Source organism: Pseudomonas sp. TE3728 (assembly GCF_056279145.1).
Genome location: NZ_JBWBQT010000001.1, coordinates 3,776,158 through 3,802,003 on the forward strand (window position 1 = coordinate 3,776,158; position 25,846 = coordinate 3,802,003).

General features: G+C 58.3%; 24 protein-coding genes. 6 read left to right on the forward strand and 18 right to left on the reverse strand.

The genetic code is table 11. From position 1 onward, the window contains the following. Positions 1–33: 33 nt before the first annotated feature. The 6 genes from ACZ89R_RS16430 to ACZ89R_RS16455 all read right to left on the reverse strand — a co-directional run bounded on the left by ACZ89R_RS16430 (position 34) and on the right by ACZ89R_RS16455 (position 7,452). The gene (locus ACZ89R_RS16430) at positions 34–1,176 is read right to left on the reverse strand and encodes an ABC transporter ATP-binding protein (protein WP_008067988.1); all 1,143 of its coding nucleotides are present in this window, start codon (positions 1,174–1,176) and stop codon (positions 34–36) included. A 61-nt stretch (positions 1,177–1,237) separates the two neighbouring features. Next, positions 1,238–2,335: a polyamine ABC transporter substrate-binding protein gene (locus ACZ89R_RS16435; protein ID WP_050682232.1), complete on the reverse strand. Its 1,098-nt coding sequence runs from the start codon at positions 2,333–2,335 to the stop codon at positions 1,238–1,240. A gap of 242 nt (positions 2,336–2,577) precedes the next feature. Beyond that, positions 2,578–3,675: a polyamine ABC transporter substrate-binding protein gene (locus ACZ89R_RS16440; protein ID WP_429547847.1), complete on the reverse strand. Its 1,098-nt coding sequence runs from the start codon at positions 3,673–3,675 to the stop codon at positions 2,578–2,580. 182 nt (positions 3,676–3,857) lie between these two features. Beyond that, positions 3,858–5,222, reverse strand: a complete 1,365-nt coding sequence (locus tag ACZ89R_RS16445; RefSeq protein ID WP_429545218.1) for an aspartate aminotransferase family protein — start codon at positions 5,220–5,222, stop codon at positions 3,858–3,860. Between the two features lie 57 nt (positions 5,223–5,279). Next, entirely contained in the window at positions 5,280–6,638 is a 1,359-nt protein-coding gene (locus ACZ89R_RS16450; RefSeq protein ID WP_429545217.1) for a glutamine synthetase family protein, read from the reverse strand. Positions 6,639–6,675: 37 nt separating this feature from the next. After that, a complete protein-coding gene (locus tag ACZ89R_RS16455; RefSeq protein WP_429545216.1) occupies positions 6,676–7,452 on the reverse strand; it encodes a gamma-glutamyl-gamma-aminobutyrate hydrolase family protein in 777 nt (258 codons plus the stop codon). A gap of 278 nt (positions 7,453–7,730) precedes the next feature. Between ACZ89R_RS16455 and ACZ89R_RS16460 the strand changes: the two genes are divergently transcribed. Next, on the forward strand, positions 7,731–9,107 hold the full coding sequence (locus ACZ89R_RS16460) for a glutamine synthetase family protein (RefSeq protein WP_007897683.1): 1,377 nt from the start codon (positions 7,731–7,733) through the stop codon (positions 9,105–9,107). 229 nt (positions 9,108–9,336) lie between these two features. Continuing rightward, positions 9,337–9,972, forward strand: coding sequence for a TetR/AcrR family transcriptional regulator (locus ACZ89R_RS16465; RefSeq protein ID WP_429545215.1), 636 nt, complete (start codon positions 9,337–9,339; stop codon positions 9,970–9,972). 161 nt (positions 9,973–10,133) lie between these two features. Here ACZ89R_RS16465 and ACZ89R_RS16470 read toward each other — a convergent pair whose 3' ends face one another. The 11 genes from ACZ89R_RS16470 to argE form a co-directional block, all read right to left on the reverse strand. Next, positions 10,134–10,349, reverse strand: a complete 216-nt coding sequence (locus ACZ89R_RS16470) for a TOBE domain-containing protein (RefSeq protein WP_003229256.1) — start codon at positions 10,347–10,349, stop codon at positions 10,134–10,136. A 34-nt stretch (positions 10,350–10,383) separates the two neighbouring features. Further along, positions 10,384–11,190 carry an aliphatic sulfonates ABC transporter ATP-binding protein gene (gene ssuB / locus ACZ89R_RS16475; RefSeq protein WP_429545214.1) on the reverse strand — a complete coding sequence of 269 codons (807 nt, stop codon included), beginning with the start codon at positions 11,188–11,190 and terminating at the stop codon, positions 10,384–10,386. Then, entirely contained in the window at positions 11,187–11,969 is a 783-nt protein-coding gene (gene ssuC, locus ACZ89R_RS16480) for an aliphatic sulfonate ABC transporter permease SsuC (protein ID WP_429542372.1), read from the reverse strand. Before ssuC ends, ssuB begins: the two co-directional genes overlap by 4 nt. A gap of 9 nt (positions 11,970–11,978) precedes the next feature. After that, the gene (gene ssuD, locus ACZ89R_RS16485; RefSeq protein WP_008067973.1) at positions 11,979–13,127 is read right to left on the reverse strand and encodes an FMNH2-dependent alkanesulfonate monooxygenase; all 1,149 of its coding nucleotides are present in this window, start codon (positions 13,125–13,127) and stop codon (positions 11,979–11,981) included. 25 nt (positions 13,128–13,152) lie between these two features. Next, the gene (locus tag ACZ89R_RS16490; RefSeq protein WP_429545213.1) at positions 13,153–14,118 is read right to left on the reverse strand and encodes a sulfonate ABC transporter substrate-binding protein; all 966 of its coding nucleotides are present in this window, start codon (positions 14,116–14,118) and stop codon (positions 13,153–13,155) included. Positions 14,119–14,220: 102 nt separating this feature from the next. Then, complete coding sequence (ssuE, locus tag ACZ89R_RS16495) at positions 14,221–14,814, reverse strand: NADPH-dependent FMN reductase (protein WP_007899466.1); 594 nt, start codon at positions 14,812–14,814, stop codon at positions 14,221–14,223. Continuing rightward, the gene (locus ACZ89R_RS16500) at positions 14,815–15,063 is read right to left on the reverse strand and encodes a hypothetical protein (RefSeq protein ID WP_429545212.1); all 249 of its coding nucleotides are present in this window, start codon (positions 15,061–15,063) and stop codon (positions 14,815–14,817) included. A 34-nt stretch (positions 15,064–15,097) separates the two neighbouring features. Then, positions 15,098–15,736, reverse strand: coding sequence for a peroxiredoxin (locus ACZ89R_RS16505; RefSeq protein WP_429545211.1), 639 nt, complete (start codon positions 15,734–15,736; stop codon positions 15,098–15,100). A gap of 281 nt (positions 15,737–16,017) precedes the next feature. Continuing rightward, positions 16,018–17,343, reverse strand: a complete 1,326-nt coding sequence (locus ACZ89R_RS16510; protein WP_123500374.1) for an OprD family outer membrane porin — start codon at positions 17,341–17,343, stop codon at positions 16,018–16,020. 797 nt (positions 17,344–18,140) lie between these two features. Further along, entirely contained in the window at positions 18,141–19,439 is a 1,299-nt protein-coding gene (argA, locus tag ACZ89R_RS16515; RefSeq protein ID WP_123500376.1) for an amino-acid N-acetyltransferase, read from the reverse strand. 230 nt (positions 19,440–19,669) lie between these two features. Continuing rightward, the gene (gene argE / locus ACZ89R_RS16520) at positions 19,670–20,827 is read right to left on the reverse strand and encodes an acetylornithine deacetylase (protein ID WP_429545210.1); all 1,158 of its coding nucleotides are present in this window, start codon (positions 20,825–20,827) and stop codon (positions 19,670–19,672) included. Between the two features lie 175 nt (positions 20,828–21,002). Between argE and ACZ89R_RS16525 the strand changes: the two genes are divergently transcribed. Beyond that, positions 21,003–22,370 carry a CYTH domain-containing protein gene (locus ACZ89R_RS16525; RefSeq protein WP_429545209.1) on the forward strand — a complete coding sequence of 456 codons (1,368 nt, stop codon included), beginning with the start codon at positions 21,003–21,005 and terminating at the stop codon, positions 22,368–22,370. A gap of 127 nt (positions 22,371–22,497) precedes the next feature. On the opposite strand, the gene ACZ89R_RS16530 is transcribed toward ACZ89R_RS16525, so the two are convergent. Continuing rightward, positions 22,498–22,962, reverse strand: a complete 465-nt coding sequence (locus tag ACZ89R_RS16530; protein ID WP_123500382.1) for an Lrp/AsnC family transcriptional regulator — start codon at positions 22,960–22,962, stop codon at positions 22,498–22,500. A gap of 126 nt (positions 22,963–23,088) precedes the next feature. Between ACZ89R_RS16530 and ACZ89R_RS16535 the strand changes: the two genes are divergently transcribed. The 3 genes from ACZ89R_RS16535 to ACZ89R_RS16545 all read left to right on the forward strand — a co-directional run bounded on the left by ACZ89R_RS16535 (position 23,089) and on the right by ACZ89R_RS16545 (position 25,833). Further along, positions 23,089–23,427 (forward strand): hypothetical protein, encoded by a 339-nt coding sequence (locus tag ACZ89R_RS16535; protein WP_429388445.1) that lies wholly within the window; start codon positions 23,089–23,091, stop codon positions 23,425–23,427. A gap of 90 nt (positions 23,428–23,517) precedes the next feature. Then, positions 23,518–25,302: a type IV pilus assembly ATPase TfpB gene (gene tfpB / locus ACZ89R_RS16540; protein WP_429545208.1), complete on the forward strand. Its 1,785-nt coding sequence runs from the start codon at positions 23,518–23,520 to the stop codon at positions 25,300–25,302. A 210-nt stretch (positions 25,303–25,512) separates the two neighbouring features. Then, on the forward strand, positions 25,513–25,833 hold the full coding sequence (locus ACZ89R_RS16545; protein WP_429388440.1) for a DUF2388 domain-containing protein: 321 nt from the start codon (positions 25,513–25,515) through the stop codon (positions 25,831–25,833). The last annotated feature ends 13 nt before the right edge of the window (positions 25,834–25,846 follow it).

The window sequence follows — 25,846 nt, forward strand, 5'->3', positions numbered from 1 at the left end:
TTCGATTGAGCCGGCGTTTGAATTTGCGCAGGTTCATGAGCGAAGTACCACGCCGCTGTCATCTTCCCAATACACGTAAACCTGATCACCCCAGGTCGGCCGCTGGCCACGGCGCTCAGCGTTGGCGACGAACGACTGGACGATCTTGCCGCTCGGCAGTTCGACGTAGAACACCGAGTGGCCACCGAGGTAGGCGATGTCATGCACTTTGCCGCTGGACCAGTTGTATTCGCAGGTCGGCATGGTCGGCGTCACCAGCAGCTTTTCCGGACGGATCGCGTAGGTCACGGATTTGTCCTGCACCGAAGTGCTGATGCCGTGGCCCACATAAATCTGCCGGTCCAGGTCCTTGCAGGTGATGATCGCGTGGCCTTCGGCGTCGTCGATCACTTCACCGTCAAAGATGTTGACGTTGCCGATGAACTCGCAGACCAGGCGGCTGGTCGGGGTTTCGTAGATGTCGATCGGGCTGCCGATCTGGGCGATCCAGCCCAGGTGCATGATCGCGATGCGCTCGGCCATGGTCATGGCTTCTTCCTGGTCGTGGGTCACCATCACGCAGGTCACGCCAACCCGTTCGATGATCTCGACCAGTTCCAGTTGCATTTGCGAGCGCAGTTTTTTGTCCAGCGCGCCCATCGGTTCGTCGAGCAGCAACAGCTTCGGTCGCTTGGCCAAAGAACGCGCCAGCGCCACACGCTGACGCTGGCCACCGGACAATTGATGCGGTTTGCGCTTGGCGTACTGGCTCATCTGCACCAGCTTGAGCATGTCGGCCACACGTGCATCGACTTCAGCGGCGGGAAGCTTGTCCTGCTTGAGGCCGAAGGCGATGTTCTGCGCCACGGTCATGTGCGGGAACAAGGCGTAGGACTGGAACATCATGTTGATCGGCCGCTCGTACGGCGGCATGTCCGTGATGTCTACGCCATCGAGGTAAATGCGCCCCTCCGTGGGCCGTTCGAAACCTGCCAGCATCCGCAGCAAGGTGGATTTGCCCGAACCCGAGCCGCCGAGCAGGGCGAAGATTTCGCCTTTCTTGATTTCCAGGGACACGTCGTCCACGGCAATCGTCTCGTCGAACTTTTTGGTGACCCGGTCGATTTTGACCAGCACCTGTTTAGGTGTCTGATCGCCCTCGAGGGCTTTCTTATAGGCGCCGGAGGCAACTGCCATTTACGAAACTCCCAACAGAATTTGCAGTTCGCTCAACGTGGCGAACCTGGATAGTTTGAAGCTATTTGCCCGATTTGACCTTGGTCCAGCTGCGCGTCATCAAACGTTGAATGTTCGGTGGCAACTCGATGGAGACGTATGTCTTGTCGAGGACCGCTTGCGGTGGATAGACCGATGCGTCGGTGCGTATGGACTGTTCCATCAGTTTGTCCGACCCGGGGTTCGGGTTGGCGTAGCCTACGGAATCGCTGACCTTGGCAATCACCTCGGGTTTCAGCAAATAGTTGATGAAGGCATGGGCTTCTTTGGCGTTGGCCGCATCCTTGGGGATCGCCAGCATGTCGAACCATAGCGCGCCGCCTTCTTTCGGAATCGAGTAGGCGATGTTCATGCCTTTGCCGGCTTCAGCCGCGCGGGCCTTGGCCTGGAACATATCGCCGGAGAAACCGATCGCCACACAGATGTCACCATTGGCCAGGTCTGCGATGTATTTGGACGAATGGAAATACGTCACGTAAGGCCGCACCGCCAGCAATTTGGCTTCGGCCTTTTTGTAGTCTTCAGGGTTGGTACTGTTGGCGTTCAGGCCCATGTAGTTGAGGACCGTGGGCATCATTTCATCGGCGGAGTCGAGGAACGCCACGCCACAGCTGTGCAGCTTCTTGATGTTCTGCGGCTCGAACACCACATCCCACGAATCGATCTTGTCGAGGCCCAGCACGGCCTTGACCTTGTCGACGTTGTAACCGATGCCGTTGGTGCCCCACAGATACGGTACGGCGTACTGATTGCCCGGATCGTTCTGTTCCAGGCGCTTGAGCAGTACCGGGTCGAGGTTGGAATAGTTAGTCAGCTTCGATTTATCGAGCTTCTGGAAAGCCCCGGCCTTGATCTGCTTGCCAAGAAAGTGGTTGGACGGCACGACCACGTCATATCCGGTACGCCCGGCCAGCAACTTGCCTTCCAGGGTTTCGTTGGAATCGAATACGTCATATACCGGCTTGATGCCGGTTTCTTTCTGGAAGTCGGCCAGAGTGGTCTCACCGATGTAGTCCGACCAATTATAAATATGCACTGTGCCAGCGGCCTGAACACTGACAGCGAGTGTCAGCCCGGCACCGACCAGCAGTGCATTGCGCAACAAAGAAAAAATAGGCAAGTGGAGGTCCTCTAAAATTAGTTGGGCCCAAGTTGCCCCGCGTTACATGACAGCCATGGCTGCCTGGCAACAAAACCGGCGCGCAACTTACCCTCGAAAAACCGTTCCAGCAAAACTTTTATGCAGAACCCTGTAGCAGCTGCCAAAGGCTGCGTTAAGGTCCGAAGGACCTTCCCGCGTTCTTGAGAGCAACCGCTGCGCGGTTGGATGCAGCCTTCGGCAGCTGCTACAGGGTTTATTACTTATTTACCGGATTTGATCTTGGTCCAGCTGCGAGTCAGGATCCGCTGGGTCGCGGCCGGCAAGTCGGCAATCGCGTACAGCTTGGCCAACACTTCCGCTGGCGGGTAGATGCCTGGGTCGCTGGTGATTTCTTTATCGACCAGTGCGGTAGACGCCGCGTTACCGTTCGGGAAACGTACGGCGTTGGTGATTTCAGCCATGATTTCCGGCTTCTGCAGGAAGGTCATGAACTTGTAGGCGCCTTCGACGTTTTCGGCATCTTTAGGGATGGCGACCATGTCGTAGAAGCTGCCGGCACCTTCTTTGGGAATGTTGTAGCTGACTTTCACCTTGTCACCGGCTTCAGCGGCGCGCGCCTTGGCCTGGTAGATGTCACCCGAGTAACCCACGGCGACGCAGATGTTGCCATTGGCCAGGTCGGAGATGTACTTGGACGAGTGGAAGTAGCCCACCGAAGGACGAATCTTCAGGAACAGCGCTTCGGCTTCAGCCAGTTGTTTCTTGTCCTGGGTGTCGGTTGGATAGCCCAGGTAATGCAACGCCACCGGAATCATCTCGGTTGGCGAATCGAGGAAGCTGATACCGCACGACTTCAACTTGGCAGCGTTTTCAGGTTTGAACAGCAAGTCCCAGGAGTTGGTCGGCGCATCGGCACCCAGTGCAGCCTTGACCTTGTCAGGGTTGAAACCGATACCGATCGAACCCCACATGTAAGGAAACGCGTGTTCGTTACCCGGGTCGCTTACCGATACTGCTTTAAGCAGATCCGGGTTCAGGTTTTTCCAGTTAGGCAGCTTGGACTTGTCCAGCTTCTGGTAAACGCCGGCCTTGATCTGCTTGGCCAGGAAGTTGTTCGACGGCACGACGATGTCATAGCCGGACTTGCCTGCCAGCAACTTGGCTTCAAGGGTTTCGTTACTGTCGAACACGTCGTAGACAACTTTGATACCCGACTCGGCCTCGAACTTCTTGACGGTATCCGGCGCGATGTAATCGGACCAGTTGTACACGTGCAGCACTTTGTTGTCGGCCTGAACGGCGCCCGCCATCACGCCCATCAGGGACATGGCGAGGAGGGTCTTGCCAGCTATCTTCATACCTAATGCCTTCATGGGTAATGCTCCAATTTTTCTTTTTAACCACGTGCTCAGTGGCCGGTTAACGGGCATCCGAACAACCGTTAGTCTGGCAAGATCCAAGGCTGGCTTTCAAGGAAAGACCCATCCTTTGTTTGCACGGAACGAAGTGCAAACATTGCACCTCGCTCAGAGCCTAGCACTTAGCCCTGCAACGCACTCAGGGTCAGGTCCAGGCACTTGCGCGCCTTGGTCACCAACTCGTCGATTTCAGCCGGTGTAATCACCAGTGGCGGAGCAATGATCATGGTGTCGCCGACGGCGCGCATGATCAGGCCGTTTTCGAAGCAGAACGTGCGGCAGATCATGCCAACGCCCTTGCCTTCGTAACGTTTGCGGGTGGCTTTGTCCTGAACCAGTTCGATGGCCCCCAACAGACCGACTCCACGCACTTCCCCCACCAACGGGTGATCGCTCAGTTCCCGTAGACGCTTTTGCAAATAAGGTGCCGTTTCTGTGCGCACGCGCTCGACAATTTTCTCATCGCGCAAGATGCGGATGTTTTCCAGCGCTACCGCAGCGGCCACCGGGTGCCCGGAATAGGTGAAACCGTGGTTGAAATCACCCCCTTCGTTGAGCACCTCGACCACGTCGTCATGCACGATCAGACCGCCCATCGGGATGTAGCCGGACGTCAGGCCCTTGGCGATGGTCATCATGTCGGGTTTGAGGTCGTAGAAATCGCTGCCGAACCACTCGCCGGTACGGCCGAAACCGCAGATCACTTCGTCGGCGACGAACAGAATGTCGTACTTGGCGAGGATTTCCTTGATGCGTGGCCAGTAGCTGTCTGGCGGGATGATCACGCCGCCGGCGCCCTGGATCGGCTCGGCAATAAAGGCTCCGACGTTGTCGACGCCGACTTCCAGAATCTTCTCTTCCAGCTGATTGGCCGCCCAGATACCGAACTCGTCCGGGGTCATGTCACCGCCTTCGCCGAACCAGTACGGCTGTGCGATGTGGACGATGCCCGGGATCGGCAAGTCGCCCTGTTCGTGCATGTACGTCATGCCACCCAGGCTCGCGCCGGCCACGGTGGAACCGTGATAACCGTTCTTGCGACTGATGATGACTTTCTTCTTCGGCTGGCCTTTGATCGCCCAGTAATGGCGAACCATCCGCAGCATGGTGTCGTTGCCTTCGGAGCCGGAACCGGTGAAGAACACATGATTCATGCCTTCAGGCGCAACGTCGGCGATGACCTTGGCCAGCTCCAGCACCGGCGGGTGAGCGGTCTGGAAGAACAGGTTGTAATAAGGCAGTTCGCGCATCTGTTTGCTGGCGGCATCGGCCAGCTCATCGCGACCGTAGCCGATCGCGACGCACCACAGGCCGGCCATGCCGTCGAGGATCTTGTTGCCTTCGCTGTCCCAGAGGTAAACGCCCTTGGCGCTGGTGATGATCCGCGGGCCTTTCTCTTTCAGCTGTTTGAAGTCGCTGAACGGGGCCAGGTGGTGATCGCTGCTCAGGGTTTGCCACTCACGGGTTTGCGGGTTGTTGCTGGTCATGCGAATTCTCCTTGGATTCCAGTGAAGGCGCGGCGATTTACAGCCGCGCCCGGCGCATCAGACGGCGAAGAGCAGGAACTCCCGCTCCCACGAACTGATCACGCGCTTGAAGTTTTCATGCTCGGCCCGCTTGACCGCGACGTAGCCCGTGATGAATTTCTTGCCCAGGTATTTTTCGATGGTCTTGCTGTTTTCCATCCGTTCCAGGGCGTCTTCGATGGTCAATGGCAAGCGCAGGTTGCGCCGCTCGTAACCACGACCCACGACCGGAGCACTCGGGTTATGCCCTTCGACCATGCCAATCAGCCCGCACAACAGGCTGGCAGCGATAGCCAGGTATGGGTTGGCATCGGCACCCGGCAGACGGTTTTCCACCCGACGGTTCTGCGGCCCGGCATCCGGAACTCGCAGGCCCACGGTGCGGTTCTCTTCGCCCCACTCCACGTTCACCGGTGCCGAGGTATCCGGCAGGAAGCGGCGGAACGAATTGACGTTGGGGGCGAACAGCGGCAGCAGCTCAGGAATGAATTTCTGCAAGCCGCCGATGTGATTGAGAAACAACTGGCTCATGGTCCCGTCTTCATTGGAGAAAACGTTTTTGCCGGTCTCGATGCTGATGATGCTCTGGTGCAAGTGCATGGCGCTGCCCGGCTCGCCGGTCATGGGTTTGGCCATGAAGGTTGCCGCCACGTTGTGCTTGAGCGCGGCTTCACGCATGGTGCGTTTGAACACCAGAATCTGGTCGGCCAGGGACAGGGCATCGCCATGACGGAAGTTGATTTCCATCTGTGCCGTGCCGTCCTCGTGGATCAGCGTGTCGAGGTCCAGTTCCTGCAGTTCACACCAGTCGTAGACGTCTTCGAATAACGGATCGAATTCGTTCGCCGCTTCAATGGAGAACGACTGGCGACCGGTTTCCGGGCGACCGGAGCGGCCAATCGGCGGTTGCAGCGGGTAGTCCGGGTCATCGCTGCGCTTGGTGAGGTAAAACTCCATTTCCGGCGCCACGATCGGCTGCCAGCCGTGGTCGGCGTAGAGCTTCAACACCTTCTTGAGCACGTTGCGCGGCGACAGCTCGATCGGATTGCCCTGCTTGTCGTAGGTATCGTGGATCACGATGGCGGTGGGCTCGATGGCCCAAGGCACCAGGAACACAGCGTTCTGGTCGGGGCGGCAGATCATGTCGATGTCGGCCGGGTCGAGCAGTTCGTAATAGATGTCGTCTTCGACATAGTCGCCAGTCACGGTCTGCAACAGAACGCTTTCGGGCAGGCGCATGCCTTTTTCGGCAATGAACTTGTTGGTCGGCGAGATCTTGCCCCGGGTGATGCCGGTCAGGTCGCCAATCATGCATTCGACTTCTGTGATCTTGTGGTCTTTCAACCAATCGGTGAGCTGGTCGAGGTTGTTACTCATAAATGCCTCTTAGGCTGAGTTTCCTGACTCTTATAAGTCAGGCGTTGTTTGACGCATCGGCGTCGCGTTGTAGAGCGTGCTTGCGGCAGGCATCGCCAAATGCCTGGAAGATCGCAAGGTAGTCAGGATTCAAGCTTACCTGCCATTCGGGATGCCATTGCACACCTAAAGTAAAAGCCTTGCCTTCGATAACAGAGACGGCTTCGATCAACCCGTCGGGTGCCACCGCTTCCACACGAAGGCCAGGCGCCAGACGCTCAATACCCTGACCATGAATCGAATTGACTTGAATCTCGCTCTTCAGGCCCAGCCTGGCAAGTACACCGCCTGGCTGAACGTGCACCGGGTGACTTGGCGCGTACTGCCCTTCCAGCGGCAGGCTGTCGTCTTCACGGTGATCCATGAACGGACCGGCCTCGTGAACCTTCTGATGCAGACTGCCGCCGAACGCCACATTCATTTCCTGGAAGCCGCGGCAAATGCCGAGCACGGGAACACCGGCCTCGACAGCGGCGCGGATCAGCGGGAGAGTGGTGGCATCGCGTGCAGAGTCATGAGCAGTACCTGGCGCACTGGCCGGGCCGTTATAGTGAAACGGTTCTATATTAGAAGGAGAGCCTGTAAAGAGAATGCCGTCCAGAGCGTCCAGAATTTCGGACGGCGCCAGCTGATCCGCCAGGGATGGAAGAATCAACGGCAGGCCCTTGGCAGCTGAAGCCACGGCGCGTACGTATTTGTCGCCACTGATGTGATAAGCATGCAGACCGATCTGCTTTGAGCAGGCGGTGACGCCGATTAACGGCAGGCGAGACATGAAGCACCCCGGTATTATTGCTGTTATGGGTTTAAATCGAGCTTAGCCTTGTTCATTTTTTTACACAACACCCCCGTAAAAAATACAACACGGCCCGCTCAAGCTCGCGGGCGCCAAGACGACTGAAGGCAAAAAAACGCCCCAAAGTGCCTCAAAAAAGCCCCGCGAGTGCTTTTTTAGGGCAAAAAAGGCCTCGCTTGACTTCGGCATGCCGTTCGGGTTGACTGGAATCCGAAGAGATCAATGATTGATATTTTTAACAACAAAGGTGTTGCATCATGTCGGTACCCCCGCGTGCCGTTCAGCTTAACGAAGCGAACGCGTTCCTTAAGGAACATCCTGAGGTTCTGTACGTTGACCTTCTGATTGCGGATATGAATGGTGTGGTGCGCGGCAAGCGCATTGAACGCACCAGCCTCCACAAGGTTTACGAGAAAGGCATCAACCTGCCGGCCTCTCTATTTGCTCTGGATATCAATGGCTCGACGGTGGAAAGCACCGGCCTGGGCCTGGACATCGGCGATGCTGACCGAATCTGCTATCCAATCCCCGACACCCTGTGCAATGAGCCCTGGCAGAAGCGCCCGACCGCGCAACTGCTGATGACCATGCACGAACTCGAAGGTGATCCTTTCTTCGCCGACCCGCGCGAAGTCCTGCGACAAGTCGTAGCCAAGTTCGACGAGATGGGCCTGACCATCTGCGCTGCGTTCGAACTGGAGTTCTACCTGATCGACCAGGAGAACGTGAACGGCCGCCCACAACCGCCGCGCTCGCCGATCTCCGGCAAACGCCCGCATTCGACACAGGTCTACCTGATCGACGACCTCGACGAATACGTCGACTGCCTCCAGGACATTCTGGAAGGTGCGAAAGAGCAAGGCATCCCTGCCGACGCGATCGTCAAGGAAAGTGCCCCGGCACAGTTCGAAGTGAACCTGCACCACGTGGCCGACCCGATCAAGGCCTGCGACTATGCGGTCCTGCTCAAGCGTCTGATTAAAAACATCGCCTACGACCATGAGATGGACACCACCTTCATGGCCAAGCCTTACCCAGGCCAGGCGGGTAACGGTCTGCACGTCCACATCTCGATTCTTGATAAAGATGGCAAAAACATTTTTGCCAGCGAGGATCCCGAGCAGAACGCCGCACTGCGTCACGCGATCGGCGGTGTGCTCGAGACCCTGCCGGCGCAGATGGCTTTCCTCTGCCCGAACGTCAACTCCTACCGTCGTTTCGGCGCACAGTTCTACGTGCCGAACTCGCCGTGCTGGGGCCTGGACAACCGTACCGTGGCCATCCGCGTACCGACCGGTTCCTCCGATGCCGTGCGCATCGAACACCGTGTCGCCGGCGCCGACGCCAACCCGTATCTGTTGATGGCTTCTGTTTTGGCCGGTGTACATCACGGTCTGACCAACAAGATCGAGCCGGGCGCACCCGTGGAAGGCAACTCCTACGAGCAGAACGAGCAAAGCCTGCCAAACAACTTGCGTGATGCATTGCGTGAGCTGGACGACAGCGAAGTCATGGCCAAGTACATCGATCCGAAATACATCGACATTTTTGTCGCCTGTAAAGAGAGCGAGCTGGAGGAGTTCGAACACTCCATCTCCGACCTTGAGTACAACTGGTACCTGCATACCGTTTAAGCGGATTGCCGATCTGAAAAAACGCCGTTGGCTCTCGCAGCCAGCGGCGTTTTTTTATGGCCGCCTTCGGCGGATCGCTAGCAGGCTAGCTCCCACAGTTGATCTCCAGTGAACATACATTCTGTGTACACCGGAAATCCCTGTGGGAGCTAGCCTGCTAGCGATGGCGTCCGGGCAGACAACATCAAACCCTGCTCGTACAATGCCCGCTGCCCCGCAGGAGACTTCAATGACGCGCACCGCCACCATTCGCAAACCCCGCGCCCGCAGTCAGGCCCGGATCGATTCGATACTCGATGCCGCCCGCACGTTGCTGGCCGCCGAGGGCGTGGCCAGCCTGTCGATCTACAGCGTCGCCGAACGCGCGGAGATCCCGCCCTCCTCCGTCTACCATTTTTTCGCCAGCGTCCCGGCCCTGCTTGAAGCCCTGACCGCCGACGTCCACGCCGCATTCCGCGCCTGCCTGCAAGCACCCATCGATCACCATGCCCTCAACGGCTGGCGTGATCTGTCACGCCTGGTGGAACAACGCATGCTCGCCATCTACGACGAAGACGCCGCCGCCCGCCAACTGATCCTCGCCCAGCACGGCCTGACTGAAGTCACCCAGGCCGACCGCCAGCACGACATCGAACTCGGCGACCTGATGCACAAGCTGTTCGACCACCACTTCGAATTGCCGAGCCTGCCGAGTGATGTCGATGTATTTGCGCTGGCCATGGAGCTGGGCGATCGGGTGTATGCACGCTCGGTGCAACAGCATGGGCAGATCACGTCGCGCATGGCCGAGGAAGGGATGCGGGTGTTTGATGCGTATCTGGGGCTTTATCTGCCGCCCTATTTGCCCAAGCGCGAAGTGCTTTAAAAGATCGCAGCCTTCGGCAGCTCCTACAGGGGCACGCATTCCTCTGTAGGAGCTGCCGAAGGCTGCGATCTTGGCGACTTCGGATACACCATCACTACATCTGCATGCATAAAAAACCCCGAAGGGCTCACACCCTCCAGGGTTGTTGTTTACGCACGCACTTACAACTTGGCGATCGACACCTCGGTGGATTTCACAAACGCGATTACTTCACTGCCGACCACCAGTTCCAGCTCTTTCACCGAACGGGTGGTAATCACCGAAGTGACGATGCCGGAGGCCGTCTGCACGTCGATTTCCGACAGCACGTCACCCAGCACGATTTCCTTGATCGAGCCTTTGAACTGGTTACGAACGTTGATGGCTTTGATAGTCATGATGTTGATTCCTGTCGTTGGATGAATCTTTAAGTTATTGAGCCCAACGCAATTGCGCAGGCAGTGGTGAAACAGGTTCCGGTTCTGGCGGTTGGCCAGGCAGGGACAGCACGCGGTTGAGCACTTCGGTTTCCAGCGCCGCCAGCCGATGGGAGCCACGGACCCGAGGGCGCGGCAGTTCCACATGCAGGTCGAGGCCGACTTCGCCCTCTTCAATCAGGATCACCCGATCGGCAATCGCCACTGCTTCGCTGACGTCGTGGGTCACCAGCAACATGGTGAAGCCATGCTGTCGCCAGAGCCGTTCGATCAGCTGCTGCATTTCGATTCGGGTCAGGGCATCCAATGCGCCCAGCGGTTCGTCAAGCAACAGCAAGCGCGGTTGATGAATCAACGCGCGAGCCAGAGCCACACGCTGCTTCTGCCCGCCGGACAAGGCTGCCGGCCATTCGTTGGCGCGATCCGCCAGGCCGACCGCTTCGAGCGCTTGCAATGCTTGCGGCCGCCAGTTGCCCTTGAGCCCGAGACCGACGTTGTCGATGATCTTTTTCCACGGCAGCAGACGTGCTTCCTGGAACATCAGTCGAGTGTCCTCCCGCGCATCATTCAGTGGCGCTGCGCCTGCAAGCAGCTGCCCCCCCGTGGGCTTGTCGAGACCGGCGAGCAAGCGCAGCAAGGTACTTTTGCCGCAGCCGCTACGCCCGACCACCGCGACAAACTGCCCGGCCGGAATGTGCAGGTCGATTTCACGCAGCACCTGCCGTGAACCGAAGGTTTTTTGCAGCTTGCGCACCACCAGCGGAATACCGCGCAGCAGGCGTGGAGGTTGTTGAGCCGTCATGCGGCACCTCCCTTGGCAACCTGATAAGCCGGATGCCAGCGCAGCCACACGCGTTCAAGCCCACGCGCCGCAAGGTCGGCCAGCTTGCCGAGCACCGCGTACAAAAGAATCGCCAGCACCACCACGTCGGTCTGCAAAAACTCCCGGGCATTCATCGCCAGATAGCCAATGCCCGAGCTCGCGGAAATGGTTTCCGCCACGATCAATGTCAACCACATGAAGCCCAGCGCAAAACGCACACCGACCAGAATCGATGGCAGCGCACCCGGCAAAATCACTTGGCGAAACAGGCTGAAACCGGACAAGCCATAACTGCGCGCCATCTCCACCAGCGCCGGATCGACGTTGCGAATGCCGTGATACGTGTTGAGGTAAATCGGGAACAACGTACCCAACGCCACCAGAAAAATCTTCGCCGACTCGTCGATGCCGAACCACAGGATCACCAGCGGAATCAACGCCAGGTGCGGCACGTTGCGGATCATCTGCACCGAACTGTCGAGCAGGCGTTCGCCCCACGTCGACAGGCCAGTGATGAAGCCCAACGCAAGACCGATGCCGCCGCCGATGACGAAACCGAGCGCCGCGCGCCAGCCGCTGATGGCCAAGTGAGTCCAGATTTCACCGCTGCTGACCAGGCTCACACCGGCTTCGATCACCGCGATCGGCGCCGGCAGAATCCGCGTCGACAACCAGCCCGCCGACACCGACAACTGCCACACCGCCAGTAACAAGACCGGCAGCGCCCAGGGCGCGAGGTTGTGGATGATTTTCTTCATGGCGGCGCCTCAGCTCTGGGACGCGGCTTTGGGAAGAATGTCGTTGGCTACCATCTCGCCGAACGGGCTGACGTAACCGGCGCTTTTCGGCAGTTCCGGACGCTCGATATCCAAGTGCGGGAACAACAACTCAGCCACCCGATAGGACTCTTCCAGGTGTGGATAACCGGAGAAGATGAACGTATCGATGCCCAGGTCCGCGTATTCCTTCACCCGAGCGGCCACGGTCGGACCGTCGCCGACCAGCGCCGTACCGGCACCGCCGCGCACCAGACCAACACCGGCCCAAAGGTTGGGGCTGACTTCCAGATGGTCGCGACTGCCACCATGCAACGCGGCCATCCGTTGCTGGCCGACCGAATCGAAACGCGCCAGAGACGCCTGGGCACGGGCAATGGTGTCATCGTCCAGATGCGAGATCAGTCGATCCGCCGCTTGCCATGCCTCGGCATTGGTTTCGCGAACAATCACATGCAAACGAATACCGAAGCGCACGGTGCGACCGAGCTTCGCCGCTTTGGCACGAACCTGCTCGATTTTTTCTGCCACGGCGGCCGGTGGCTCGCCCCAGGTCAGAACCATCTCGACTTGCTCTGCCGCGAGGTCTTGGGCGGCTTCCGACGAACCACCGAAATACAGCGGCGGGCGCGGTTGCTGGATCGGCGGATAGAGCAACTTGGCGCCCTTCACGCTGATGTGCTGACCGTCGTAATCAACGGTTTCACCTTCCAGCACCCGGCGCCAGATGCGAGTGAATTCCACCGAAGCCTGATAGCGCTCTTCGTGACTGAGGAACAAACCGTCGCCGGCCAGTTCTTCCGGATCGCCGCCAGTGACCAGGTTGAACAGCGCCCGACCGCCGGACAGACGATCCAGTGTCGCGGCCTGACGCGCCGCCACCGTCGGGGAAATGATCCCGGGGCGCAGGGCGACAAGGAATTTCAAACGCTGGGTCACCGGGATCAGCGACGCGGCTACCAGCCACGAGTCTTCGCAGGAGCGCCCGGTGGGAATCAGCACCCCGCCAAAGCCCAGACGATCCGCCGCTTGCGCGACCTGTTGCAGGTAACCGTGGTCGACGGCGCGAGCGCCTTCAGCGGTGCCAAGGTAATGGCCATCGCCATGGGTAGGTAGGAACCAGAAGATATTAAGGCTCATGGAGTGGTCTCCTCAGGAAATCGAATTACGGCGCTTTGGCCACGGTGGCAGGTGGCGTCCAGATCACGTCTTTGATGCTCAAGGGTTTGGGAATCAGCTTGAGCTGGTAGAAGCTGTCGGCAATTTTTTGCTGGGCGGCGACTACTTCCGGCGTAAGGAACAGCGCGCCGTAGCCCTGGCGTTTCATCGAGGTCAGGGTGATGTCCGCTGGCAGGCCGAGCAGTGGCGAAACTTGCTTGGTCACGTCCTCGGGATTGGCCTTGGACCATTCGCCAACCGCGCGTACTTCTTCCACCAGAGCCTTGATCACTTGAGGATTTTTCTGCGCGTAAGGTTTGGTCGCCAAGTAGAACTGATGGTTGTCGACGAGGCCTTTGCCGTCGCGCAGAGGGCGTGCTTGCAGTTGCTGTTCGGCGGCGGCCTGGTACGGGTCCCAGATCACCCAGGCATCGACACTGCCACGCTCGAACGCGGCACGGGCATCGGCTGGCGGCAGAAACACGGTCTGGATGTCGGTGTATTTGAGGCCGGCGTCTTCAAGCGCACGCACCAGCAGGTAATGCACGTTGGAGCCTTTGTTGAGCACGACTTTCTTGCCCTTGAGGTCCTGCACCGATTTGATCGGCGAGTCCTTCGGCACCAGGATCGCTTCGCTGTGTGGCGCTGGTGGTTCGTAGGCGACATAAAGCAGATCGGCGCCGGCGGCTTGGGCGAATACGGGCGGCGTTTCACCGGTGACACCAAAGTCGATGGAGCCGACGTTCAGGCCTTCGAGCAGTTGCGGGCCACCGGGGAATTCAGTCCATTGCACGTCCACGCCTTGGGCGGCGAGGCGTTTTTCCAGAGTACCTTTGGCTTTGAGCAGCACCAGAGTGCCGTACTTTTGATAACCGATCCGGAGTGTCTCGGCCTGAGCTTGAGTAATGGCGCCGAAGGTTACAGCCGCAGCAAACAGAGCGACCAGACCACGACGCAAAATGACAGTGCGCATAGCGCTCTCCTTTTTGCAGTTGGGTTTTGGCTGCACCTGCTTGCCCGTTAGCGGGCCAGTAAGGTGGAGTACTTCAAATTCAGATGTGGTTTGAGGGCTGGCTTAAATGCTCCAGCGAGCACTCAACAAACGTTCGTTCAACAGGTTCGGATCGAGCGGCTTGGGCCGACGAGCCATGGCGCTGAAAAACTGCTCCAGCGCTTCAAACAATCGTTGCGCCAGCTCCGGCGCCAATTGCGCCTGGGCGCTGCCTTCGCCGTAAGCGATCTGGCTGTCCACGGCGAAAATCCCCTGCAGCATTTCCTGGGCTTTCAACGCCGAGAGCACCGGTTTGAGCGCGTAATCCACCGCCAACATGTGGGCGATACTGCCGCCGGTAGCCATCGGCAAAACCACCTTGTGGCTGAGGGCACGTTCGGGCAGCAGATCGAGCAAGGTTTTCAGCGCACCGGAGAACGACGCCTTGTAAACCGGCGTGGCGATCAGCAAGCCATCGGCGTTTTCAATCTGTTGCAACAGGTCGATCACTTTCGGGCTGTCGAAGCGGGCATGCAGCAAATCTTCGGCCGGGAAGTCCCGTACCTGGTAACTCACCACTTCCACACCTTGCTCTTGCAACCAGCGTCGCGAGCGCTCCAGCAAAACCCCGGAACGGGAGCGTGGGCTGGGACTGCCACCGAGTGAGACGACCAGCATTCAGACAATTCCTTGAGCGGCGTTAGCGATTCGCGGCTTGCGATCTCGCGTTGATAGAGTGACCTTAACAGCTGATTTATATATCCATAAATCATATTTATTCATTTTGTTATACTTTAAATGAATATAGCAATTGTCTTTTTCCGGACAAAAAAAAGGCCGTCGAAACGGCCAAAAATCCCCTGCTTTGGTTGATGCCTGGAAAAGATCGCAGCCTTCGGCAGCTCCTACAGGTGTACGCCAATCCATGTAGGAGCTGCCGAAGGCTGCGATCTTTTGACGTTTAACGATTCGGCTGTGGCGTCAGGCGCAGGTACGGCTTCACCGCGCGATAACCCTTGGGAAAACGTCGCTTGATTTCATCTTCGTCCTTGAGCGACGGCACGATCACCACCTCATCACCGTCTTGCCAGTTGGCCGGGGTGGCCACTTTGTAGTTGTCGGTGAGCTGCAGCGAATCGATCACCCGCAAAATTTCATTGAAGTTACGGCCGGTACTCGCCGGGTAAGTAATCGTCAGCCGAATCTTCTTGTTCGGATCGATCACGAACAGAGAACGTACGGTCAGGGTGTCGTTGGCATTCGGATGGATAAGGTCATACAGGTCGGACACTTTGCGGTCCGCATCGGCGAGGATCGGGAAGTTGACGATGGCGTTTTGGGTTTCGTTGATGTCCTCGATCCACCTGTGATGCGAGTCCACCGGGTCCACCGACAGAGCAATGGCTTTGACGCCGCGCTGGGTGAATTCATCCTTGAGCCTGGCGGTGAAGCCCAGCTCGGTGGTGCACACTGGCGTGAAGTCCGCCGGATGGGAAAACAACACGCCCCAGCTATCGCCTAGCCATTCGTGGAAACGGACAGTGCCGGCGCTGGAATCCTGTTCGAAATCGGGGGCGATATCGCCAAGTCTGAGGCTCATGGTGCTGCTCCTTGTGAGTGCTTGTTGAGCTCAACAGTGCCCGCATTCCTTAGAGAACAAAAAGAATAAATATCGATTTATTTAGATCATAAGTGAATATTAAATATCTGTTCACTGGACCTGAATGCACATGAGGACGAACATCGCCGACAAGGTTCGAGAAGGCCTTGAGTTGCTGCAAAGAGTGGATTTTCAAGGCGGGATTACGGGGGTGACCTCGCTTTGAAAACGCAAAAGCCCCGCCCGGCGAGATGCCGGGCGGGGCTTTTTTTTTCTACGTTTTACATGAAGTTGTAAGTGTAGTTGAAGATCAGGCGAGTCTGATCCTGATCGGCGATACCGGTACTGCTGCCACGGTAGGTGCCGTGACGCAAGGTAGTGCCAAAGCCTTTCAGAGGGCCTTGCTGGACAACGTAGTCCAGGCGCATGTCGCGTTCCCACTCGGACGAATCGCTTCCACCAGTGGCGGATTTGATGTCATCGCCGTGGAGGTAGGCAATTGCAGCCTTCAAACCCGGAACGCCCAGTGCGGTGAAATCATAGGAGTATTGACCGAACGTGGTGTTCTCACCTGCGCGGACAAACTGATGGATCATGCTATCGGTAAACAGGTAGAAACTTGAGCCGCCAGCCCCTTCGTTACGACCGCTGTCATTCAAAAGGCTGCCCTGGTTCAGGTAGACGAAGCCGCCGTCATCACCGACTTGCTGGTGTCCCAACAAGAATGCGCTGCCACCCAGGGTATAGGTGAACATGGCGCTCCAGGTCTTGTTATCGACCTCGCCCGGGGTCTTGGCATAGCCACCGTTGTTGTTGAACCGATAGCCGGCGTCACCGTTGCGACCATCTGAGCTGCTGTCGAAGTAACGCAAGTCAGTCTTGAACGACTGGCCTTCGGTAATCGGGAAAACATGTACCGCGCCCAGGAAGTGCTGTTTGTAATAGTCTTGCAGGTTGGCGTAGTAGTACTGCAGGGTCAGGTCTTTGGTGACCTTCCAGTCCGCACCACCATAACGGAACTGGTTGCTGTCCTGAGTACCGCCACTCACTGCCAGGCCGGTGCTGTTGGTTCCCGCACGGCCTACGGCATGCTCCAATTGACCGCCGTTGAAGGTTACGTTGTCGATTTCCTTGGAGGTGATAGTGCCGCCTTCAAAGGTTTGTGGCAGCAGACGACCATCACTCGCGATCAGAATTGGCAGGTTAGGCGCCAGGGCACCACCTAAGTGAGCCTCGGTCTTCGAGAAAAGTGCCTTTACGTTGCCAGACAGACGACTCCAATTGTGTACGGCCGAACCGTCGGTGTCGCTTGGAACAAAGGAGTTGTTATCCGGGTGATGACCTTTGCCGCCATCGAGGTGGATACCGACCAAGGCCTGGGCGTCGATACCAAAACCTACAACGCCTTGGGTGAAGCCGGACTTATAGTCGAACTTCAGGCCGGTAGCTGTTTCGCGCTGATCGGAACCGCCTTCACGGTTATCGTTATTGAAATACAGGGTACGGGAACTGACGGACGCCTTGCTGTCTTCGATGAAACCGGCGGCGCCTGCCTGCTGCGCCAAAACCCCTACGGCCACTGCCAGGGCCAAGGTGGACTTCTTCATTGTTTCGCTCCTCTCGTTCTAATTTTTATGCTCTTTGGTCTCGGGTCTAACGCCCCAGATCCACAGATGCGCGATTAGCACTGGTCCATGACTGACAAGTCAATCGTAACCATGTGTGTCTACGACCAAGGTCTAACCGCAATGATTTGGTCCCTGCAGGGTAATGATCTCCATATAAATCCAAAAAGAATTATTTCATTCTTTTTAATATCTTTTAGGAATATACCGTTATGACCGGGATCCGAACCGGGATACACGGTATCGGCTCATAAGCTAATTCCTAAATGGTATTTATTGACGTTTTTCTAGATCGATTAGCTTTCGACGTATTCCCCATACGTCAATCACTTTCGAAAAGGCGACGCCATGATGGCCAAACGCGCACTATCTAGTCAAATTGTTACAGTTTGTGTATCGCTGATATTTTCTTTTTCCGCCGACGTATTGGGGCGTTCGCAAGGATTTACGCCGCGATAACCGGCGCCAATGATGTGCCGGAGCTGCTGGTCAGCTCGGCATTTCCAGCCTAGGCGAAGGGCGAAAGGGCGAAGTGCTTTGAGGGGACAAGAGAAGGTCGAGATACAGTCGGATTATTCGCCGTATGTCAGCGCGAAATTCGTCACTGAATAACATCCCAAACCCGTGGCGAGGGAGCTTGCTCCCGCTGGAGGCCGGAGGACTCCCCCATCCAACAACGCGGTGAATCAGTCATAACGCGTTCGCTGGTTTTGGGGCCGCTTCGCTGCCCAGCGGGAGCAAGCTCCCTCGCCACAAAAGCCAACACGGACAGCCCCCCGTCAGAGGGCTTTTTCGAAGATCTTCGAATTACGCTGATAGTTGTAAAGCGACGCCCGCGCCGATGGCAGGCGTTCGACGCTGCTTGGCACGAAGCCCCGTTCACGGAACCAGTGGGCCGTCCGGGTCGTCAGTACGAACAAGGTTTTCAGCCCTTGAGCCCGGGCGCGGGTTTCGATGCGTTCCAGCAATTCATCTCCGCGACCGCCATGGCGGTACTCCGGGTTCACCGCCAGACACGCCAACTCCCCCGCATCCGAATCGGCAATCTGATACAGCGCGGCGCAGGCGATGATCATGCCTTCGCGTTCGACCACGCTGAACTGCTCGATCTCACGCTCCAGCACCTCGCGGGAACGCCGTACCAGAATGCCCTGCTCTTCCAGCGGGCTGATCAAGTCCAGCAAACCGCCGACGTCTTCAATGGCCGCCTCGCGTACAACTTCGAATTGCTCCTGGGCCACCAGCGTACCGCCACCGTCACGGGTGAACAGTTCGGTCAGCAGCGCGCCATCTTCGGCGTAGCTGACGATGTGACTGCGCGCCACCCCGCCCCGGCACGCTTCAGCGGCCGCATCCAGCAGCTCAGCTTGATAGTTGTTGCCCAAACGCTGCAAATGCGCCGGCACTTGCTGCGGGCGCAATTCGCGGACCAGCCGGCCATTTTCGTCGATCAAGCCCAAATCGGCGCCGAACAGCAGCAGCTTGTCCGCCCCCAGATCGATAGCTGCACGGGTGGCGACATCTTCGCAAGCGAGGTTGAAGATTTCACCGGTCGGCGAGTAACCCAACGGCGACAACAGCACGATGGAGCGTTCGTCCAGCAGGCGATTGATGCCCTTGCGGTCGACCCGGCGCACTTCGCCGGTGTGGTGATAGTCGACACCTTCAAGTACGCCGATCGGCCGTGCCGTGACCAGATTGCCGCTGGCCACCCGCAGGCGCGAACCCTGCATTGGCGATGAGGCCATGTCCATGGACAGCCGGGCTTCGATGGCGATGCGCAGTTGACCGACCGCATCAATCACGCACTCAAGCGTCGCCGCATCGGTGATGCGCATGCCATGGTGGTAATGCGGAGTCAGGCCGCGAGCGGCGAGGCGGGTTTCAATTTGCGGGCGCGAACCGTGAACCAGCACCAGTCGCACACCCAGGCTGTGCAGCAGCACCAGGTCGTGGACGATGTTGCCGAAGTTCGGGTGCTCCACGCCGTCGCCGGGCAGCATGACGACGAAAGTGCAATCGCGGTGGGCGTTGATGTAAGGCGAAGCGTGACGAAGCCAATTGACGTATTCGGGCATGAACCTGGGCCTGTAATAAATAGCAGCCGAAAAAAGGGTAAAGCAGTAAACGCACAGCGGGCTGATGGTTATCGTCGGAACAGGCTTGGCGACACGCGCGCTCTCCTCATGAATACGGGTTGGGACATCGGCAATTTATACACACTCTCTGTAGGAGCTGCCGAAGGCTGCGATCTTTTGATCTTGTTTTTAAAATGCAAAGATCAAAAGATCGCAGCCTTCGGCAGCTCCTACACCGTTTTGGCCGGTGTCAGGCAGTAATGTTCAATCAGTTGACGTAATAGATGCACGGTAGGCTGCAAACGTGACATTTCGAGGTATTCCCCCGGTTGGTGTGCGCAGGCGATGTCGCCCGGTCCCAATACCAGTGTTTCACAACCAAGACGCTGAAGATAAGGCGCTTCTGTGCCGAACGCCACTGCTTCGGCGCGATGACCGGTGAGCTTTTCAGCGACCCTCACCAATTCCGAGTCTTCGGCCTGCTCGAAGGGGGGCACTTCGGGGAACAGCGGTGCGTAATCGATCTTCACTTGATGCCGTTCGGCAATCGGATTGAGCTTCTGCAGAATCGCTGCGCGCAACGCTTTGGGGTCCATGCCTGGCAAAGGCCTAAGGTCGAATTCCAGCGAACACTGGCCGCAGATTCGGTTGGGATTGTCGCCCCCATGGATGCAACCGAAATTCAGGGTCGGCTGCGGCACGCTGAACTGTGGGTTACGAAACTCGCGCTGCCACGCCAGGCGCAGGCCGCGCAGTTCGCCCATGGCGTCGTGCATGGCTTCGAGGGCGCTGTGACCCAGACGCGGGTCCGAGGAATGGCCACTCTGACCAAGAATGTCGATGCGTTCCATCATGATGCCTTTGTGCATCCTGATCGGCTTCAGCCCGGTCGGCTCGCCGATCACCGCCGCGCGACCTAAGGGCCGCCCGGCTTCGGCCAGAGCGCGAGCGCCAGACATCGAGCTCTCTTCATCGCAGGTGGCGAGGATCAGCAAGGGTTGCTTGAACGGTTGGTCGAGCAAGGGTTTGACGGCTTCGATAGCCAGGGCGAAAAAGCCCTTCATGTCGCAACTGCCCAAGCCGACCCAACGACCGTCCACTTCCGTCAGTTTCAGCGGGTCGGTCTGCCACAACGCCTCGTCGTAGGGCACCGTATCGCTGTGACCGGCCAGCACCAGCCCGCCGGGGCCCGAGCCAAAACTGGCCAGCAGATTGAATTTGCCGGGGCTGACCTGCTGGATATCGCAGGCAAAACCCAAGTCCCCGAGCCAAGTCGCCAGCAAGTCGATGACCGGCCGATTGGTTTGATCCAGGCTGGGTTGGGTACAGCTGACAGACGGCGCGGCGATCAGCGCAGCGAACTGATCTTTCATGGACGGCAAAGGCATCGCTGACTCCCAACTCCCGAATTGAAGTCCATCATAGAACCATCCGGCGACAGGAATAAACCGTCGCGGCGCGTAGGGTGTCAACAGACCCTATCTCGAATGAGTCCTGTACACTGCACGACCTTGGCAGCCACACATTCCCCCGGCTGCGCTCCCGATCCTGGATTTTCCGGCCATGCAGAAAGAAACCGAAATCAAACTCCGCGTCAGCCGCGAAACCCTCGCCGCCCTGCGCGAGCACCCGTTACTGAAAAAACGCAACAAAAGTGGCTGGGAACGCCGTGAGTTGATGAACCAGTACTTCGACACGCCTGAGCGCGACCTGGCCCGCGCCAAGGTTGCCCTGCGCTTGCGCCGCGATGGCGACGAAGTGATTCAGACCCTCAAGACCCGTGGCCAGAGCGTCGCCGGTTTGTCCGAGCGTCACGAGTACGACTGGCCTCTGGCCAAAGCCAAGCTCGACGTGAAGAAACTCGACGGTGAATGCTGGCCCGAAGAGCTGGCCGAGCTGGACAAGAAAACCCTGAAAGCCATCTTCACCACCGATTTCGTTCGCGAACGCGCAGAAATCGCCTGGGGCCGTGGCAAGACCAAAGTGGTCATCGAAGCCGCGCTGGACCTGGGCCACGTAGTGGTCGGCAAGCAGAAAGAAGAAATCTGCGAGCTGGAGCTGGAGCTGCGCGAAGGCGAACCGGCCGCGCTGCTGGAACTGGCTGCCGAACTGGCAGCGACCCTCCCGCTGATGCCGTGTGACATCAGCAAGGCCGAGCGCGGTTATCGCCTGTTCGACGCCAACAGTTACTCACTGAGCTTGGCAGCGCCGCAGATCACCGCCGAAATGCCGCTGGACGATGCATTCGCCGCGTTGAGCTGGCATTTGCTGAGCAGCAGCCAGCGTCTGGCCGAGCAATATCGTTTCAATGGCCACTGGCGCCTGTTGCAGGACTGGGTCGAGAACCTCGCTGAAATGCGCGCGTTGATCAGCAGCCTCGGTCAGGCCGCACCGCGTCAGTCGACTCACGATCTGCGGGTCGCGCTGGATGCCCTGCTGGAAGACTGGCGACCGCTGGTACAGGCCGGCCTGGACGACGAAGACGTACGTAAAGCTGCGCCGGAGCAGTTCCTCGAAGAGCTGGAAGACCCACGTTGGGGCCTGTTCTCACTGAACACTTCGCGCTGGTTGCTGGCCCGCACCTGGGCCGCCGATCGCAACGTCCGCGGTAATCGCCAGGGTGCTGCACAACTGGGCAGCTGGCTGCCGCGCATGCTGGGCGAAGAAGCCAACTCGCTGCAATTGCAGCGTTACCAGCAACAGCCGGAAGACCTGGCCGAGCAACTGCCGCGTATCGAGCGCATCCAGGCCTGGCTGCACCATGCCCGCGGCGTACTGGAGATCCCGGAAATGGATCGCCTGTACGGTGAGTTGAACAAACTGACGCAACTGGCCAACGAGCCGATTACCGATGAATCGCTGGATGCGCGTAAGCAGCAGGCGATCGCGGTGTATCAGAATCGAGCCTGGAAAACTTTGCTGCGTCTGTGATACCGCCATCGCGAGCAGGCTCGCTCCCACATGAGTTATCTGTCGTACACATATTTTGTGTTCGCTGAAGATCAAATGTGGGAGCGAGCCTGCTCGCGATGAGGCCAGCACATTCACCGCAAAAACTTCAGACCGGCAAACTCGTCGTGGACTTGATTTCGGACAACGCCACGATCGAGTTGACCTCCTGAATCCCCGGCACCATCGACAGCTTCTCGAAGAAGAAGCGCTCATAAGCCTCGATGTCCGCCGTGACGATCCGCAGTAAGAAATCCACCGACCCCATCAGCACATAACATTCCAGCACTTCGGGAAAACCGCGAATCGCCTCGGTGAACTCGGTGAAGTTCGAACGTCCGTGGGCGTTGAGTTTGATCTCGGCGAAGATCTGCGTGTTAAGGCCGATTTTCTTGCGGTCAAGCAACGTCACTTGAGCGCGAATGATCCCCTCCTCCTTCATCCGCTGAATCCGCCGCCAGCACGGCGACTGCGAGAGCCCCACCTGTTCGGCGATCTGCGCGCTGGAGAGCGAAGCGTCCTCTTGCAGCAACGCGAGAATCTTGCGGTCGTAGCCATCCAGCTCGCTGTGCATAGAAAAACCTATAGTGGGTACCAAATCGAATTGATCGATTCGATAAATGATCAATAAGCCCAATCATAGATAAGAAATGCCCGGCACCGAATGTAAAAATTCCTCCAGTGATTTTGGAGACCGACCATGCCGCATTTAGAAGCCGTGAACACCTCACCTGCCCGCGCCGATGTCTGGAACGTCAGCAACGCCCACTGCCGCGTTCACTATCAATTACTGGCCGAGGCCGAGCCGGATCTGCTGTGTCGGGCGCTCAATCTTTTCGCCTTGCAGTTTCTGACGCCGCAGCAGGTCAACGTACAGCGCATGGACGATCTGCTGTCGATCGACATCGTCATGGACGGCCTGAGCTGGCACCGTGCTCAAGTGATCGCGGAAAAATTACGTAACCTGATCAGCGTCTGCTCGGTAAACCTGCAAGCGGCTGATTCTGCGTGGGAAGAGCCGGCTCAGGCGGCAGGCTGAAAAGAAACGTCACGCCTTGGTCGGGTAGTGGCCCAACGGTCTGCGGGTGCGCGACTATCCTTTGCGAACGGTTGTTCAAAAGGAGCCCGCATGTCCGTTCAACTCGCCACTCAGGACCGCTGGCTGGATCTCAATGATTTGCTGCGTGAATTGGTCGCCCAAGGCTTTATCAGCCAGGATTCGGCCGAGCACGCGCTCAACGCCCGCCGCCGTCACGCCATAAATGGTCAACAGCACCCGCTGGAATTCATCGCCAGCCAACACCTGGACGACCTCAGTTGTCCCGGCAAACACCTCGATCTGGAAAGCCTGACGCTCTGGCTGTCTCAGCGGGCCGGTCAGCCTTACTTGCGCATCGACCCGCTGAAAATCAACGTCGCGGCCATCACGCCGTTGATGTCCTATGCCTTCGCCCAACGCCACAAGATTCTGGCGGTATCCATCGACCGCGACGCCGTCACCGTGGCCAGCGCCCAGCCCTTCGTCAGCAGCTGGGAAGCCGACCTGACCCACGTGCTGAAGGTGCCGATCAAGCGCGTAGTGGCCAACCCGGTGGACATCCAGCGCTTCAGCGTGGAGTTTTTCCGCCTGGCCAAATCGGTCAGCGGCGCCACCAACGCCGACCAGCAAATCAGCACCCTGGGCAACTTCGAACAGTTGCTCAACCTCGGCGCCAGCGACCAGGAGCCGGACGCCAACGATGCGCATATCGTCAACATCGTCGACTGGCTGTTCCAGTACGCGTTCCAGCAACGGGCCAGCGATATCCACATCGAACCCCGGCGCGAGCAAGGCACGGTGCGCTTTCGCATCGACGGCGTGCTGCACAACGTCTATCAATTCCCGCCGCAGGTGACCATGGCCATCGTCAGCCGCCTGAAAAGCCTGGGGCGGATGAACGTCGCAGAAAAGCGCAAACCCCAGGACGGCCGGGTCAAAACCAAAACCCCGGATGGCGGCGAAGTCGAGTTGCGGCTGTCGACATTACCGACCGCGTTCGGCGAAAAAATGGTCATGCGGATCTTCGACCCGGAAGTGCTGCTCAAGGACTTCGATCAGCTGGGTTTTTCCGCCGATGACCTGCGTCGCTGGCAAGACATGACCCGCCAGCCCAATGGCATCATTCTGGTGACCGGGCCGACTGGTTCAGGCAAGACCACCACGCTGTACACCACCCTGAAGAAACTGGCGACGCCGGAGGTCAACCTCTGCACCATTGAAGACCCGATCGAAATGGTCGAGCCAGCATTCAATCAGATGCAGGTCCAGCACAACATTGACCTGACCTTTGCCGCCGGCGTGCGCGCACTCATGCGGCAAGACCCGGACATCATCATGATTGGCGAGATCCGCGATCTCGAAACCGCCGAGATGGCGATTCAGGCCGCACTCACTGGCCACTTGGTGCTGTCGACGTTGCACACCAACGACGCCCCGAGCGCCATCAGCCGCCTGCTGGAGCTCGGCGTGCCGCATTACCTGATCAAGGCCACGGTGCTCGGGGTCATGGCCCAGCGTCTGGTCCGGACCCTCTGCCCGCATTGCAAGGCGCCATTAACTTTGGGCGAGGACGACTGGCAAACCCTGACCCGGCCTTGGCAAGCGCCACTGCCAGGTAACGCACAACGCGCCATCGGTTGTCTGGAATGCCGCGAAACCGGCTATCGCGGCCGCGCCGGCGTGTACGAAATCATGCAACTGACTGATGGCATCAAAGCGCTGATCAACCCTGATACCGATTTGCTCGCGGTGCGGCGTCAGGCCTTCAAGGAAGGCATGCGCAGTTTGCGCTTGTCGGGGGCGCAAAAAGTGGCGGCGGGTTTGACGACGGTCGAAGAGGTGTTGCGAGTGACGCCCCAAAGTGAGCAGAAGTAGGCCATTTCAACCGCTACACACTCCTTGTTTGTAGCAGCTGCGAAGCCTGCATTCCTCGTAGGAGCTGCCGCAGGCTGCGATCTTTTGATTTTCGCTTTAAAAACAAGATCAAAAGATCGCAGCCTGCGGCAGCTCCTACAGTCGTCACGGAACTCGATTGGGTTATTGGCAATCAAAGCCCGCAGTTAAAACCCAGTGGAGTCACCTTTTATGCGTCTCAAACTTGCTGTCGCTACCTTCGCCGTGTTGTCCCTTCCAGTCGGTTCGGCGATGGCTGATGACAGCTTTTTGCGTAACGTCCTTACTTCCGGTGCCACCACCGGTACCTCCTACCTGACCTCCAGGGATCACAAGCTGGTCGTCGCCGCCCAGGACGACGCCGGCAGCTTTGTCGCCAGTGACGGCGCCATTCGCGGCCCCTATCTGGAAGCTGCGATACAGAAAGTCCGCGCCGACAACCCTGGCCTGCAAGCCACGGACATGGAACTGGCGAACGCCATCCTGGCGAAGAATGCCATCGCCTCGAAATAAGGTTCGTTGCTTA